Annotated in this window: 15 protein-coding genes; 2 read left to right on the top strand and 13 right to left on the bottom strand. The window is 68.8% G+C overall.

What is annotated here, in order from left to right:
• Positions 1-33: 33 nt before the first annotated feature.
• Together RHCRD62_RS03625 and RHCRD62_RS03620 are read right to left on the bottom strand one after the other, a co-directional pair.
• Positions 34-1212 (bottom strand): hypothetical protein, encoded by a 1179-nt coding sequence (locus RHCRD62_RS03625; RefSeq protein WP_084734078.1) that lies wholly within the window; start codon positions 1210-1212, stop codon positions 34-36.
• A gap of 98 nt (positions 1213-1310) precedes the next feature.
• Positions 1311-2408: an alpha/beta fold hydrolase gene (locus RHCRD62_RS03620; protein ID WP_253277176.1), complete on the bottom strand. Its 1098-nt coding sequence runs from the start codon at positions 2406-2408 to the stop codon at positions 1311-1313.
• 108 nt (positions 2409-2516) lie between these two features.
• Here RHCRD62_RS03620 and RHCRD62_RS03615 point away from each other — a divergent pair, with 108 nt between their 5' ends.
• Positions 2517-3347 carry a dienelactone hydrolase family protein gene (locus RHCRD62_RS03615; RefSeq protein ID WP_050063247.1) on the top strand — a complete coding sequence of 277 codons (831 nt, stop codon included), beginning with the start codon at positions 2517-2519 and terminating at the stop codon, positions 3345-3347.
• Here the strand turns inward: RHCRD62_RS03615 and RHCRD62_RS03610 are convergent.
• From RHCRD62_RS03610 to RHCRD62_RS03560, 11 genes are all read right to left on the bottom strand, one after another.
• Positions 3320-3499: a hypothetical protein gene (locus RHCRD62_RS03610; RefSeq protein ID WP_050063246.1), complete on the bottom strand. Its 180-nt coding sequence runs from the start codon at positions 3497-3499 to the stop codon at positions 3320-3322. The two genes, RHCRD62_RS03615 and RHCRD62_RS03610, sit on opposite strands and share 28 nt — an antisense overlap.
• Complete coding sequence (locus tag RHCRD62_RS03605; protein ID WP_050063245.1) at positions 3496-4356, bottom strand: hypothetical protein; 861 nt, start codon at positions 4354-4356, stop codon at positions 3496-3498. The genes RHCRD62_RS03610 and RHCRD62_RS03605 overlap by 4 nt, the downstream gene beginning before the upstream one ends.
• Positions 4353-4610: a hypothetical protein gene (locus RHCRD62_RS03600; RefSeq protein WP_050063244.1), complete on the bottom strand. Its 258-nt coding sequence runs from the start codon at positions 4608-4610 to the stop codon at positions 4353-4355. The genes RHCRD62_RS03605 and RHCRD62_RS03600 overlap by 4 nt, the downstream gene beginning before the upstream one ends.
• Positions 4611-4712: 102 nt before the next feature.
• Positions 4713-6056, bottom strand: a complete 1344-nt coding sequence (gene glmM / locus RHCRD62_RS03595) for a phosphoglucosamine mutase (protein ID WP_050063243.1) — start codon at positions 6054-6056, stop codon at positions 4713-4715.
• A gap of 140 nt (positions 6057-6196) precedes the next feature.
• On the bottom strand, positions 6197-6715 hold the full coding sequence (gene rpsI / locus RHCRD62_RS03590; protein ID WP_050063242.1) for a 30S ribosomal protein S9: 519 nt from the start codon (positions 6713-6715) through the stop codon (positions 6197-6199).
• Positions 6712-7155: a 50S ribosomal protein L13 gene (gene rplM, locus RHCRD62_RS03585; RefSeq protein ID WP_050063241.1), complete on the bottom strand. Its 444-nt coding sequence runs from the start codon at positions 7153-7155 to the stop codon at positions 6712-6714. The genes rpsI and rplM overlap by 4 nt, the downstream gene beginning before the upstream one ends.
• Positions 7156-7336: 181 nt before the next feature.
• Complete coding sequence (locus RHCRD62_RS03580; protein ID WP_137875371.1) at positions 7337-7534, bottom strand: hypothetical protein; 198 nt, start codon at positions 7532-7534, stop codon at positions 7337-7339.
• Positions 7535-7652: 118 nt separating this feature from the next.
• Positions 7653-8294: a DUF305 domain-containing protein gene (locus RHCRD62_RS03575; protein ID WP_050063239.1), complete on the bottom strand. Its 642-nt coding sequence runs from the start codon at positions 8292-8294 to the stop codon at positions 7653-7655.
• The gene (locus tag RHCRD62_RS03570; protein WP_253277191.1) at positions 8291-9760 is read right to left on the bottom strand and encodes an LVIVD repeat-containing protein; all 1470 of its coding nucleotides are present in this window, start codon (positions 9758-9760) and stop codon (positions 8291-8293) included. The genes RHCRD62_RS03575 and RHCRD62_RS03570 overlap by 4 nt, the downstream gene beginning before the upstream one ends.
• A gap of 235 nt (positions 9761-9995) precedes the next feature.
• The gene (locus RHCRD62_RS03565) at positions 9996-11615 is read right to left on the bottom strand and encodes a GMC oxidoreductase (RefSeq protein ID WP_050063238.1); all 1620 of its coding nucleotides are present in this window, start codon (positions 11613-11615) and stop codon (positions 9996-9998) included.
• 286 nt (positions 11616-11901) lie between these two features.
• Positions 11902-14010 (bottom strand): hypothetical protein, encoded by a 2109-nt coding sequence (locus tag RHCRD62_RS03560; RefSeq protein WP_050063237.1) that lies wholly within the window; start codon positions 14008-14010, stop codon positions 11902-11904.
• Positions 14011-14194: 184 nt separating this feature from the next.
• On the opposite strand from RHCRD62_RS03560, the gene RHCRD62_RS03555 reads away from it, so the two are divergent.
• On the top strand, positions 14195-14854 hold the full coding sequence (locus RHCRD62_RS03555) for a TetR/AcrR family transcriptional regulator (protein ID WP_050063236.1): 660 nt from the start codon (positions 14195-14197) through the stop codon (positions 14852-14854).
• The last annotated feature ends 102 nt before the right edge of the window (positions 14855-14956 follow it).

Here is a 14956-nt window from a genome sequence, read left to right as displayed (position 1 = left end):
CGCGTCGAGGTGGGAGGGCTGCGCCACAGGCGGTCAGCGTGGTCCTGCGGACCCCTTGGCGAACCGCGCGGTGCATACCCCGTCCTTGAGCGTGACGGCGATTTGCAGGATGTTCGCTCCGCCGTCGACCGGCAGCAGCGGCGAGCTGTAGTTCGCACAGGTGTTCGACTGCGGATCTGTGACGGGAACCGGGGCCGCGATCTCGAACCACGGACCCGACCCGAGGGTGTCGTTGACGAAGAGGACCTTCCCGCTGCGCGGATCGCGCTTACCGTCACGATCGACCAGTGCCTGTCCACCGAGGACGAGACGGGTGCCGAGGGCGCCACCTGCCAGTGCGGTCAGGTAGGGCGAGTGCTTGAGCTTGCTACCGTCGCCCGCCATGACCTGGATGCCCTGGTCGAGAACACCGTTGCCCCACCACAGGCCGGTGTCGGAGAACCTCAGGTAGGGCGTGCACCGATCGCGGCCGACCTCGCACATCTCGTGTGTGGATGCCAGGCGCCCGTCGGGCAGGCGCGCGATCGTGGCCATTCCGGGCCGTAGGCTGTGCTCACCGTTCGCCTGGACGACGTGCCTGCCCCACCAGTTCACACCGTCGATCGTGGCGACCCGGCTGATCACCTGCGAGTGGGCAGCCTCGGTCTCGTCGGCGTAGTACAGCCACAGCAGGCCTGCATCGACGGTGAACTCGGGTTCCCACACACCGCCGCCGCCGGCCGAGCGGGCCGCGACACCGAGCGGCGCCCAGGTGCGGCCGCCGTCGCCGCTGGACCAGACCTTGATGCCCACCTTCGCGGCAGGCCCGGGCAGATAGCCGACGGTTCCCGCCCACAGCAGCGTCCCCGCCGGAAGAGTACCGACCTGCTGCGGCATCTCGAAGAGGGTCGAACAGCACTGCCCCTGCACGGCCTCCGGGTCGCGGACCGCACCGATCGGATGGAAGCTCGCACCTTCGTCCGTGCTCTCCATGATCTGGGTGAAGTCGCCCTGCGCGTCACGTGTCGTCAGGGAGGCGACGATGGCGCCGGTGTCGAGACGAGCGAGGCGTGGGTACTGCCCGACTCCGAGCACCGCAGGTTCCGGCGGCGCCGGCTGCGCCTTGGCGGGAACCGCGGGTGCGGCGATCGCGGGCGCCGAGAGGGCGGGCGACGCGACGGCCGCACATCCGAGCGCAAGAACCAGAGCAAGACCACGAAGCACTCGCCGCATGTCCACCGTCTTTCACGTCCACGGCCACCGAAAAGTCGAACAGCCGCGTCATTCAAACAAAAGCGCGGATGCCACGGTGCCGTAACAGCGAATTCACCTCAACGCGAGTGTGTTTCGGACCCCGCCTCACAGTCGGCGAGAAAGCCCACGTAGGCAGGCCACATCGTGTCGCGGGCACTGCGCCCGGTGAGGACCCCGAGATGGCCGCCGGGGTACGCGCCGTACCGAACCTCCGGCGCACCGCCGACGAGATCCACGAGGTGCCGTACCGCGGATTCGGGCGCGAGGCCGTCACCCGTGCCGGCGACCACCATCACCGGTACGTCGATCGCGGTGAGGTCGACCGCTCGTCCCGCGATCTGCATACTCCCGGTCGCGAACTCGTTCGACCTCATGATGACGTGGTACAGCTGCCCGAAGGTACGGCCCGGATACGCGTACATGCTGTTCATGAATCGGTCGACCGCCTCGATCTGTTCGAGATGGTCCCGGTCGTCGAGGTTCGTCAGCACCACCCACGGCCGGGTGAGGTACTTGTCCACGCTGGCGATCTTGAAGCCGAGACTGGTGAGCGGGGCGGGAACGATACCGAGGAGCCGATAGAACGGGGCGACCGTGTACGGCCCGAACACCCGGTCCAGGGGACGCAACGTCGCGAACAGCGGCACGCGACGCAGGTCGAACGGGCTCGCGATCGGCGTCACCGATTTCAGCGGCAGATCAGGGTGCGCCGCCGCGGTGAACACCGCGAAGATGCCTCCGAGAGACCAGCCGGCCAGGTGCACGTCGACCCCACCCGCGTCGGCACTGACCACGCGGACGGCGTCCGGGATCACGTCGTCGACCCAGTGCTCGATGCCACGGGACCGGTCCGCGAAGTTCACCGGCCCGTAGTCGACGACGTAGACGTCGTGTCCCGCCTCCTTCAGGAATGCAACGAAACTGCATCCCCTGCGCAGGTCGAACGCGATCGACGTGGCCGCCAGCGGCGTCACCAACAGGATCGGCGCGCCGGTGATCACGCCGTTCGACGGCCGGAACCTCCGGATCGTCCGGTCGGCGGTCGAGTGGACCACCTCGGATTCGGTGGGACGAAGGTCCGCGAGCCCGTCCGAGCCGATTCGGGCACGCACGTTCGCCGCCGCCCGCGCCACGTGCCGGGGCACCGGAACCGTCAGTCCACCCACCGTGGTCACTCCTCCCTGTACTGCCGTCCAAACCATAGGACACGGGAACCCGGCCGCCACCGGCGCAGGCGCGTGGGGCCTCGCACCGTCGGTCGTGCATCGGATACGGTTTTGTTCGTGGCGCCGACTCCGAAAAACCTGGTCAACAGTTTGTCCAAGCGCGGACCGCATCCGGTTTTGCGCGGCGACCTGGCGCTGGCAGGACTGCCCGGGTCGGTATACACCCCTGCCGAGGGATTCTCGTTGCCCGCGGTGGTGTTCGGGCACGGGTGGATGACCCGCGCCGACCGCTATCGCGACACCCTGATCCACCTGGCGTCGTGGGGCATCGTCGCCGCGGCCCCGGACACCCAGCGTTCCCCTGTCGCATCACATCTCGCGCTCGCCGCGGACCTGCGCACCGCCGCCGACATCGTGACCGGGGTCCGTCTCGGGCCGGGAATGATCAGCGTCGCGGCCGACCGGGTCGCGTTCGCGGGGCACGGCATGGGCGGCGGCGCCGCGATCATCGCCGCCGCCGACCACGGCGCACCCGCGGTCGCCGCGGTCTTCCCCGCCCCCACCGCACCGCCGGCAGAAGAGTTCGCTGCCCGCCAGAACGGCCCCGCACTCGTCCTCGCCCCCGCCGAGGACCTCGACTCGATGAACTGCAACGCGCGCTCGCTCGCCGCGGCCTGGGGTGGACAGGCGATCCTGCGCAGCGTCGACAAGGCGTCGACCAGCGGCCTGCTCGAGGGTCGCGCGCTGCTCGGCGCGGTCGGGCTCGGACGGTCGGAGCGCGGAACCCAGCGCGTGACGCGGGCACTTCTCACCGGGTACCTGCTCTACCACCTGACCGGCGACACCCAGTACGCCCTGTTCGCGACGCCCGACGCCGCGATCCCGCACACGACGCTGGTTCCCGAAGAGCACGACGAGGATCAGACGAGCCAGCTGCTCCGGGGATAGTCCGTACCTGGGTCTGGCACCTCCTGCGGGGCGGCGGTCTCGTCCGCCTCGGCGGCGACGCAGACGAGGGCCGCCCTGTCTGCTTCCTCGATCGCCGCTTCCGCACGCCGAACGGCGGACGCCAGCGCCGAGCGCAACTCCTCGATGGTCACAGCGGACCTGCTCCGGCCAGTTCGGCGCCGGAATCGGTACCTGTTGCTGCGGTTGTGCCCGCAACGTCGTTCGCGACCGCCCCGGGAGCGCCGCGCCGGTCCCGCTGCGGGGACGATCCGGATCCCGGACCGAATGCGGACGATCCCCCACCGAACACGTCGGCGACGGGCGGGACAGGCGGAGCTGACGGGGCTGACGGGGCTGACGGGTCGATGCGGTGGACCGGAGCAGGAGGAGCCAACGGAGCGTCGACCGTGGGCCGCGCCGCCTCCGCGGGAGGCACCTCCGCCTGCCCGCAGATCGCGTCGATCGCCGACTCCACCGCGCATCGCGCCCCGTCGACGACGTCCTCGACCGCCGCAACGAATTCCGTCAGCGCGGTCAGACAGGCCTCGACATGCGCGGCGAGAACCGGACGCGGCCACCCGGCACCCGGTTCGTCCACCCGCTGCCCGAACGCCCTGCTGACGAATTCCGTTCTTGCGAGGGATGACTCGCGGATCAGGTCACCCGCCTCGTCGAGCGTACGCGCGGCTGCGAGAACGGCGACGCAGTCGGCACGGGCGAGGTCGAGATGCAGGCCCAGTGCGGCGAGCGCGGTGTCGGCCGCGTCGCCCGACCACGCCACACGCAGGCGCTCGACCGCTTGCTCCTGCGCGAGGAGGTGCGCACGCATGACCGCTGCCGTGGAGCGCAGGACATCGGCGTCGCCATGGAGCGCGTCCGGGTCGAGCGACAATGCGGCGCGGTAGCGTGCGACGACGCGGGCCATGTCGTCGTTCATCCCAGCGAGGCCGCCGAGGCGGGTGAGGTAGTCCAGACCCGACGATTCCCCGGCGAGCAGCGCGTCGTTCACGGGTCGACCCGCCCGATACTCTCCGCGGCGGCCCGGTCCTGCTCGCGGTAGCGGTCGGCTGTGGCCGACAGACGTGCCGCATCGGTCGCGGCTCGCCGAGCCCACGCCCGGATGCCCTCGGCCAGGACGCCACTCCGGTACTCCACCGTTGCGTCGACCCGGTCCGCGAGGAGCACGAGTTCCCCCGCCGAATCGACGAAGGCGGCGGCGACCGACCTCACCGTCTCGTCGTCGAACTTCAGTTCTCCGCCCACGTTCCACTCCCCTGCCTGCCGGTCACCGGTTCAGACGCAGCGGGAGCGGATTCGGTTCCGCAAACGGGTCGACACCTCGGACCGAGGCGACCGACAGAAACCTCAGACCGACGCGACTCGGTCCGCGAGCCCGTCGGCGAGAGTGCGCGCGATCTCGATCTCCGTCGCCTCGACCATCACGCGGACCAGCTGCTCGGTGCCGGACGGACGCAGCAGGACCCGGCCGGTGTCGCCGAGTCGACGCTCGGCGTCGGCCACCGCGGCGAGCACCTGCGGTGCGACGGCGACAGCTGCCTTGTCACTGACCTTCACGTTGACGAGGACCTGCGGGAGGGTCTGCATCACTGCAGCGAGCGCGGCGAGTGTGGAGCCGGTCTGGGCCATCCGCGCCATCAGACGCAGGCCGGTGAGCACTCCGTCGCCGGTGGTTCCGAAGCCGGGAAGGACGACATGCCCGGACTGTTCTCCGCCGAGACTGAAACTGCCCGAGCGCAGTTCCTCGAGGACGTACCGGTCGCCGACGGCGGTCGTCCGCACCTCGATGCCTGCTTCCCGCATCGCGATGTGCAGGCCCAGGTTGCTCATGACGGTGGTGACGAGGGTGTTGCCCGCCAGCTCGCCCGACTCCCGCATCGCGACCGCGAGGACCGACATGATCGCGTCACCGTCCACGATCGCACCGGTCGCGTCGACGGCGAGGCATCGGTCGGCATCCCCGTCGTGGGCCAGGCCCAGGTCGGCGCCGTGCGCCAGCACGGCGGCCTGCAGGTCCTCGAGGTGCGTCGACCCGCAGCCGTCGTTGATGTTGTAGCCGTCCGGGGTGTTGTGGAGCTCGACGACGGTGGCGCCTGCCGCGCGGTAGGCGGCGGGCCCGACGTCGGATGCGGCGCCGTTGGCGCAGTCCACGACGACGGTGATCCCGTCGAGGGCGCGGCTGTCGATCGCGCGGCCGAGGTGGGCCAGGTAGCGGGAGGCCGCGTCGTCGGCGTGGACGACACGACCGATCGCGGCACCGGTGGGCCGCGGGATCAGGTCACGGTCCGCGAGCGCCGCCTCGATGCGGTCCTCGGACTCGTCGTCGAGTTTGTGGCCGCCCGCGGCGAAGATCTTGATGCCGTTGTCGGGCATCGGGTTATGGGACGCGGAGATCATCACGCCGAGTGCGGCGTCGTAGGCGCCCGTGAGGTGGGCGACCGCAGGGGTGGGGAGAACTCCGACGTCGATGACATCGACGCCGGCGGAACACAGCCCTGCGGTGACGGCGGCTGCCAGCATCTCGCCGCTGGCACGAGGGTCACGACCGACGACCGCGGTCGGACGGGGAGCGCCCCGCTCGGACAGCGCGAGCACCGATGCTGCTGCCCCCGCGATGCGCAGCGCCAGTTCCGCGTCGAGGTCTGCGTTGGCGAGACCCCGCACACCGTCCGTACCGAACATTCGACCCATGAATGAAGACCCCTTGCCGTTCGTGGTGTTTCGGCGATTGTCGCTTTCCTACGCCAAGAGCAGGCGTCCGGTGTTGCTGGACGCCTGCTCTTGGTGAACAGGTCCCGGCCGCCACCTCGGAGGGCGGGGCCGGTGCCACATCAGCGCTTCGAGTACTGCGAAGCCTTGCGGGCCTTCTTCAGGCCGTACTTCTTGCGCTCGACGGCGCGGGCGTCACGGGTGAGGAAGCCGGCGCTCTTGAGAGCCGGACGATCCTCGGGGGTGACCTCGATCAGGGCGCGGGCGATGGCCAGACGCAGTGCGCCTGCCTGGCCGGACGGGCCGCCACCGTGCAGGAGCGCGGTGATGTCGAAGGACTCGGTCCGCTCGACGGTGACCAGCGGAGCCTTGATCAGCTGCTGGTGCACCTTGTTCGGGAAGTAGTCCTCGATGGTGCGGCCGTTGAGCTTGAACTCACCGGTGCCGGGGGTCAGGCGGACGCGGACGACCGCTTCCTTGCGACGACCGACGGTCTGGATCGGGCGATCGATGTAGATCGGGGCAGCGGGGGCGACAGCCTCCTCGACCACGTACTCCTCGACGGCCTCGGGCTCGGCGGCGAACTCCTCGACGACGACCTCTGCGGTCTCGACCTCGGGGGTCTCGTTCTGCTCGCTCACTGGGCCACCTGCTTGATCTCGAACGGAACCGGCTGCTGCGCGGCGTGGGGGTGATTCGGGCCTGCGTAGACCTTCAGCTTGCCTGCGATCGCGCGGCCGAGCTTGTTCTTCGGGATCATGCCGGTGACGGCCTTCTCCACGAGGCGATCGGGGTTGTTCGCAAGCACCTCACCGACGGAGCGGGACTTGAGGCCACCCGGATGTCCGGAGTGGTGGTGCAGGAACTTGTCCGTGCGCTTGTTACCGGAGATGGCAACCTTGTCGGCGTTGATGATGACGACGAAATCGCCTCCGTCAACGTTGGGGGCAAAGGTGGGCTTGTGCTTGCCGCGCAGCAGGGTCGCTGCCTGGACGGCAAGGCGGCCGAGCACCACGTCGGTGGCGTCGATGACGTACCACTGCCGGGTGACGTCACCAGCCTTCGGGGCGTAGGTAGACACAGCTACTTCCTCGTCAACTCGTTCACTGCTGGCCGTGGCGGACGATGCGGAGTCGCTCCCGGCGGCCAGTGGAGACCCGGGAACCCGCGGGACGACGGCACCCGAGAGTGCGCGACGTATCGCACGCCAGCAGACGACCTTACCGTCCAGGTCAGGGAGGGTCAAAGCGAGGTAGCGCGGCTCACGTCGAGGAATCGAGCCGACTTCGCGAATCGGCACGCAACTTCAGCAGGTAGAAGCCGGACAGCGTGGCGACGACGAGCCAGACGACGGCGGCAACGACGTCGAGTGTGTAGATGCCGACACCGGCGCCGACCAGGCCGACGAGGAACACCACGGTGCCGAGGATCTTCTTCGCGGGGGGAGGGTTTGTGGCCATCGAGAGCACCTACTCGGACGTTTCGGTGGGATGTATCAAACGGTAACGCGTGTCACTGTGCCATCCGGGGAGGCGCGCCAGGGACGGATCGCGCGACCGCAGGCGCGCCCGAGCCGCGTCATCTCGGGGCTGTCGCGCCGCGTTCCGCGAGCATCACCGTCAACAAACCGATCTCGCCGCCCTGCTCCTGGACTGCAGCGCGAGCGCTCTGCTTGACCGGACCGTCGACGAGCAGCGCGTCGGCCGCGCGGGCCATCTCGACACCTCCGAGGTGGTGGCGGAGCATCAACTGCAGGAACACCACCTCGGCGTCGCGTCCGTGCGCCGCGGACAGTGCGTCGAGTTCGGCCATCGACGCCATCCCCGTCATCGATGCACCCGGTTCTGCCGCGCTGCCGTCGTGTCCGGCGTGATCGGGTGCGATGTTCCAGGCCATCGGCCGAGGATTGGTCGGCGGTGCATCGGCCAGGCGCAGCCAGCCCAGCAGCGTGCCGATCTCGACTCGCTGGGTGTCCCCGATCTGCCGCGCCAGGGCGGCCACCGCGGGATCGACATCCGGGGCGAGCCGGAGCGTCATCGCCAACGCCTGCTGGTGGTGCTCGGCCATGTCCTGCACGAACCCGATCTCGGCGGCGCTCAGGACGGGTTCGGCAATGGACTCCACTGGCACGACGACCGGTCGAAGCGCGGCACCGACCACCAGCAGCAACACCGCCAGTGACGCCAACGCGCCCGCCCGAATCGCCGTGCCGCTCGTCATGACCCGATCGTCGATCGCTGGTTCGTGGGCGGCGTGTAGACGGACTCGTCGAGATGCAGGGCCATGAACCCGTTGTCGGAACACGTCACCCACAGCTCGTTGCCCCGCCATTCCGGAGGCGAGAGGCACCAGTCGGTGGAGAGATCGCCACCGACGACCATGCCTGCGCGAGAGGTGATCGCCTGGCCGAGGTCGAACTGTCCACCGGCGGCCGCCTGGAAAGCCGCGGGCGCGCTGAGGAGTGGCACGCCGAGCACCGAGGCGAGGGCGTGCGGGGAGTTCACGCGCTCCAGGTTGCGGTCCGTCATCGCGGGCGGGTTGTAGTAGGCGATCTCCCGGACGTCGAACGGGTCGCTGACGTCGAAGACCCGGATGCCGGACGAGATCCAGCCGCAGGCCAGTGCCGTCGGATTCGTCGGCCGGTCTGCCGCGCAGTAGTGCGACTCGTAGGAGAACGCCGAGCCGCCCATTCCGGAACCGATCTGGCTGTCGATGTTCTCCGGGAGGTTGATCTCGAGCTTGACGGAATTGACGATGCCCGGCTTGGTGTCGTCCTCGATGTCGATCAGCTTGACCCCACCGGACCCGCCCTCGTTCACGGTGAAGAGGTACGGATGCCCGTCGTAGGTGACGGGGATGCTGTGCTGGGTGGCCCAGCCGTCCGTCCACGACAACTGCGACACCTGCGGCACCCGAGGATTGGGGTCGCGCCGCTGCACGGCGCTGGTGTCGAGGACGGTCACGCCGCCGAAGTTGTTGGACACGTACATGCGGTTGCCGTCGGGACTGATCCCGAATCCGTGTGCGGAGATGCCGATCCAGCCCTGCCAGACCACACGCGGCTGCGACGGATCCGTGAGATCGACTGCGCTCACGACCCCCTCGGTGCCGGTCGACCAGTAGGTCTTCCCGTCCGGGGAGAAGCCTGCCTCGTGGGCGGTGATGGGCAGCGGCATCTGCAGACTGGTTCCCGGACCGGGATTGAGCAGTCGCGGATGCGCGCAGTCGGTGATGTCGTAGACCGACAGCAAGCCGGCTCCGACCAGGGCGGGAACACCGGTGCCCACGAGCAGCTTCCGGCCCGGGTGGACCTTGAGGCTCTCCCAGGTTCCGGCCATCATGGCCGGTTCGGTGAGGGTGACGGTGGGGACCGGGTTCGCAGAGTCGGAGACGTCGAGGACCTGCACGCCCTTGGAGTCCCCCACCACGCTGCCGGGGAACGTGGTGCCCATGTAGGCGCAGTCGTCGTACGAGGCGGAGACGATGCCGCCGCCCTTTCCTGCGAACCCGCCGACGCGGGAGATGTTGCACTGGTAGCCGTCTCGGCTTCGTCCGCTGTCCCGGTCGGCGGCGGGCACGTCGCCCTGCAGTCCGGTTTCGGGTCGCGAGCCGGGACCGCAGTCGGCGCGTGCCGCGGCGACGCGTCCGACGTCGTGGACTTCCCGCACGACTCCCGCGGTGTCCACTGCCGGGGCGGCGGCGACGTGACCGACCGGAATCAGCAGCGCCGCTGCAACGGCGACCACGGTCGATCGACGACCCCGAAGACCGTGTCCCCACAGCACATTGCCACCCACAGCACGGTTTCCCCACAGCACGATGACTCCCCCAATCGTCGGAGCATGGCTCCGGTCAACGGTAATCCGCGTCCCGCACGGCGCGGCGCGGATTCGACCACATCCGTTCGGACATCGGCGCCGGTCAGAAGACGGTGCCGACGTCCTGCGCGATGACGTTGTCGATGGCGCGTTCGGCGACCGCGGCGATCGTCATCGACGGGTTGCAGGCACCGGTCGTTCCCGGGATCAGGGCCCCGTCGAGAACGTAGAGACCGGGCTGTCCCTCGACGCGACCGTCGATGTCACAGACGGTGCCCATGGGGGCTCCGCCGAGCGCATGCCAGGTGGACGGCACGATCAGGTTCGTGTCGGTGAGCACGCTGCCCGGACCGGCGATCCTGTTGACGCTCGGACCGATCGAGCCGTTCTGGATGACCGAATCGCCGTCTGCGGGCCAGAACAGCGTCGCTTCGTCGCGCCCGGCGTCGTATCGGAACCGCCCGCGGCTGTCGCTGACTCCGAATCCGACGAGCATCGTGCTGGCCATGTCCCTCGAGATCGACGGAATGGACGCCTGGATGACGGAGTGCGCCCGGGTCGGGTCGTCCCAGTTCAGGCTGCCGTAGACTACGGGTCCGCCCTGCGTCACACCGAAACCCGCGGCCGGATTCGTCCACACGTAGATCCGGTCGGCGTTGGTTCCCCAGCCACCGCCGAGACCGTCCGGCATGTCCGGAATCTTCCCCGTCGCGGCCGACCGCACCAGCAGCTTCGTGGTGTTGACACTGCCCGCGGCCATGATCAGCGCATCCGTGGTGAGGACCTTGTTCTCGAGGACATTGCCCGCGGTGTCGATCCGGTTGACGTGGACCCGCCATCGACCGCCCCCTGCGCGCTCGATGTCGGTGACCTCGTGCAGCGTTTCGACGGTCACGTTGCCCGTCGCCTCCGCCGCGGCGATGTAGGTGACATCGACGGAGTGCTTCCCGCCGTTGTTGACGCCCATCGCTCCGGAACCGTCCGTGTAGGACGGCGCCATCTCGCCGCGAAGCTCGGCGAGGGCGTAGTTCCAGTCGATCGGCATCGGGATCTTCGACAGCGGCATTCCCGCGCGCCGCACGTGCTCGGCGAACACACGCGGAGCCTTGTACTGCTCACTCTCGATGAGTTCGTCGGGTGCCGTCGCGAGCTGGAGCATCTTCGCGACGCGGGGGTAGTGCACCCGGTTCATGGTCTGCCAGTCGAGCTCGTTCGGGAAGTAGGTGTTGAACACCGCCTCGGAGGGCTGTAGCGACATTCCCTGGTAGACAAGCGAACCGCCGCCGACGCCTGCCGGGCACAGCGCGGTCATGTTCTCACCGACGACGGCTTCCACGAGGCCGACGTACGGGTCGAACGCGACGGGCTTGCCGAAGAGTTGCGGTGCGGAGCGGTACCAGAGCAGGCGCTTGTCGGGCGCGGTCGGGTTCGGGAAGGTCTTCGCGTTCGGCCCGGTGTTCCACCGGATGCCGCGCTCGAGGACGAGAACCTTGACGCCTGCCTGGGCGAGGCGGAGGGAGGCGACGCCGCCGCCGAATCCGGAGCCGATGACGACGACGCGGTGATCCTCGTGTGTGAGCGGAACTCGCCGGACACCGCCGGCGGTACCGGTTCTCGTCGGAGCGGCATTGCCGGCCTGCGCCGTTGCGGTGGGTGCGGCGGCAAGCGCAGCACCGGCGGCCGCCGCCGCGGCGAAGAAGGACCGACGGTTTATCCCGGACACAGGTGTACCTCCCGAAGCGCGTGTGACATGACCCCCCGGAACGGATACGGCGTGAATGCCGTCACAGTCGATCCGAGACGGCTAAAACTAGACACTCTGACGCGAGAGTGTCAATAACCTGCTCAGGAAGTCGAGGCCAATCGGAGCAGGAGCACGGGCCGGTCGCCCGAGAGCGGTTGCAGTACCCGATCTCGTCGACGTCGAACGGGTCACCGAGCGGATGGCCGAGAGGCGGTACGTGGGGGTCGGCGGAGAAATCCGCCGACCCCCACCGTTGCGTCAGCCGCTAGACCAACTCGGCAATCCTCCCCTCGGCCACCGGATCGACGGGCGGAGTGCTCTGCTTGCGGCCGGTGAACCATTCGATGGCGATCACGCAGACCAGGGCGGCGGCGGCCCAGATCAGGAACGTGACCGCATGGCCTCCGACGCCGTCGCCGCCGAAGTAGAGGATCGAGCGGGCCGACTCGACCGCGGCGGGCATCGGCAGGACGTCGTGCAGCACCCGGAAGATCTCCGGCGACATGTAGATCGACAGACCGCCGCCGGAGGCGGGGACGCCGAGGAACATGACCACCAGGATCACCGGAAGCACGGCGAGCATGCCGAGCAGTCGCGCGAAGACGGCGGTGAACAGCGAGATGGTGAACGTCGCGAGTGCACCGATGCCGATCAGCTGCCACGCGTGTCCGGAGACGGCTCCGATGATCGGGCCCGCGATCGTCCACACCACAGCGGACATCGCGACGGCCCATCCAGCCATGATCGGTAGCAGTTTGCGCAGCGCCAGCAGTTCCGGCGCCGCCGTTCCCATGACGATGATGAGCATGAAGCCGGACATCATCCAGCCGATCGCGAGGTACATGCTCACGGTGCCGACGGTGTCGTTGGAGCTGAGCGGGGTGACGTCCTGCTTGGTCAGCGGCATGCCCTGCTGCTGCGCCACCTGCGTGAACACGGTGGTGACGGCCTGCTGCTGACTCATGCCTGCAGCGCCGGCGGTGATCAGCGTCGCCGTCGGGCGGTCCGCACTCGGCAGGACGAACGCGCCGACAACCGTGCGGTCGACGACCAACTGCTCGGCATCACCGGGTGCGGTGACCTGGAAATCGAACATGCCCTCCATGGACCTGTCCAGACCTGCGGCCATCTGCTCGGCCTGCGCCGGGTCGGACGCGGCCACGGCGACGGGCAGTTCACGCGGCGACGGCTGGTACATCGACGACGTCATGATCGACATCATCATCACGACCATGGCGAGCGGGAACAGCACGATGGTGGCGTAGCGGGCGCGGGTCGACTGCGGCCGGTTGCCGGTGAAGGACGCGAGCGTCGGTTCGGGCAGTGCCGCCTCGGGGTTCTTGCGTCGTTTGAGGGCGTCGACGAGCACCGTCAACGCGATGCCGACGAGGGCACCGACCGCGAGGACGACGAGGTGTCCGGCCAGTCCGTTGCTGCCGAAGTACAGGACCGAGCGCAACGCCTCACCGATGGCGGGTGACGGCAGGAATGTGTACAGGACGGAGAAGATTCCGGGCATCGTGTGCACCGACATGCCCAGGTTGGAGGCCGGGATGCCGAGCACCATCAGGAACAGCATGCCGACGAGCACGGCGAGCGGCCCGACGATGCGGGTGAGGAACAACTGCACGCACGAGATGGCGAACACGCCGAGCCAGCAGATGACGAGGACCGCGGCCGTGTGACCCTCGATGGCCCCGAGGATCGGGTTCGCAATGAACCAGACGACGGCCGAGATCAGGGCGGCCCAGCCTGCGAGCAGTGGGTAGATACGGCGCTTGCGCAGCAGTTCCGGAGCCGCCGAGAGGATGAGGCTCAGGGGCATGTATCCGGCGAGCACGAGTGCCGTGGTCATGAACATGACGCCGAGTCCTGCGCTGTCGTGGGCGGGCAGCGGCGCCAGGTCGTCGGTGGTGACGGCGGCGTCCTGGGATGCCACGAACGGCACCAGCAACTGGTTGACGGTCGACGCCTGGGATGCACCCGCGGCGCCCGCAGTGAGGACGGTGGCCTCGCCGGAGCCGGAGAACACGACGGCACCGACGACCTCACGGTCGGTGACGAGTGCCCGTGCCTGGCCCGCGCTGTCGGCGACGCGGACGTCGAGCGCCGGCCGATTCGAGGCCTCGAGAGCGTCTGCGAGTCGTGTGGCGTCGGCCTGCGAAGCCCCGACGACGGCGACGGGCAGATCGTGCGGCGTCGGCGCGTGCATCGCCCCGAGGTAGCCGGTCACCATCATCGAGACCATCAGGAACGGGAAGATCAGCATGCCCACATAGCGCGCGATCTTCTCCTTACGTGCCCGCGCCGCGTCCGCGGCCGCGGCATCCACCTGGTCCACCTCCTCGACAGGCGGTTGCACTTGGTTGCTCACAGCCACTCCTCAGTTCGCGTCACCAATGCCCGGCCGATGCCGAGCACTGAATCAAAATTACGCCACATGACTTAAAATGGGCAATGTGAGACCGGCATGACGTTGGTCTCAGCGCGCGCGAGATCATGGAATCCGGGCCATATCGGCGGACACATCAGCCGGTTTCACCGACGACGGGAGCGAGATGGCGCGCAAGAGCGAGCAGGCGCGTACGGCACTGATGGACGCGGCCGAGGAACTGTTCGGCCGATACGGCATCGACCAGGTCTCGAGTCGGCGCATCGCCGAGCGAGCGGGGAACTCCAACCACTCCGCGGTCGCCTACCACTTCGGTGACCGTGACGGACTGATCCGGGCCCTGTTCGAGCGGCAGGCCGAGAGCACCGACGAGTTGCGTGTCGCGATGTTCCGCGAGATCGGTCCCGGGGGCAGCCTGACCGATCACCTGCGCTGCATGATTCTCCCTGCCACGCAGTCTTTTTCGGATCTTCCGGTACCGTCGTGGCGCGCCCGGTTCATCAACCAGGCACGCCACAACCCGACCGCGGCCGCACTGCTCGCGCAGCGCGCGACGACCGTGTCGACCGCGTCGGAGGAGGTCCGGACGCTGACCATCGCCCATCTCGGCCACCTCGACCGCGATGTGCTGATCGGGCGCGCCTGGATCCTGAGCCGCATGATCTTCGAGGTCTGCGCCGAGTACGAGGCCGGCATCGCCGCGGGTAATCGCGAGGCAGACTGGGCGGCCCTCGGCAACTTTCTGACCGACGCGGCAGCCGGACTGCTCGCGGCGCCGGTGACCGAGCCGAGCCCCTTCCGCCCCACCCCCGAGTCGATGCCGTAGAGATCCTGACCGGACGAGATTCCGGTCGCGTCACAGACGGCGCGAAACAGAGCGCCCCCGCCGACCTGTCGGTCGGCGGGGGCGCTCTGTGAGGGGGAACCC

Source organism: Rhodococcus sp. RD6.2 (assembly GCF_001040705.1).
GTDB lineage: Bacteria > Actinomycetota > Actinomycetes > Mycobacteriales > Mycobacteriaceae > Rhodococcus_G.
Note: the sequence above shows the minus strand (reverse complement) of the source record. Positions and strands in the feature narration are given on the sequence as shown.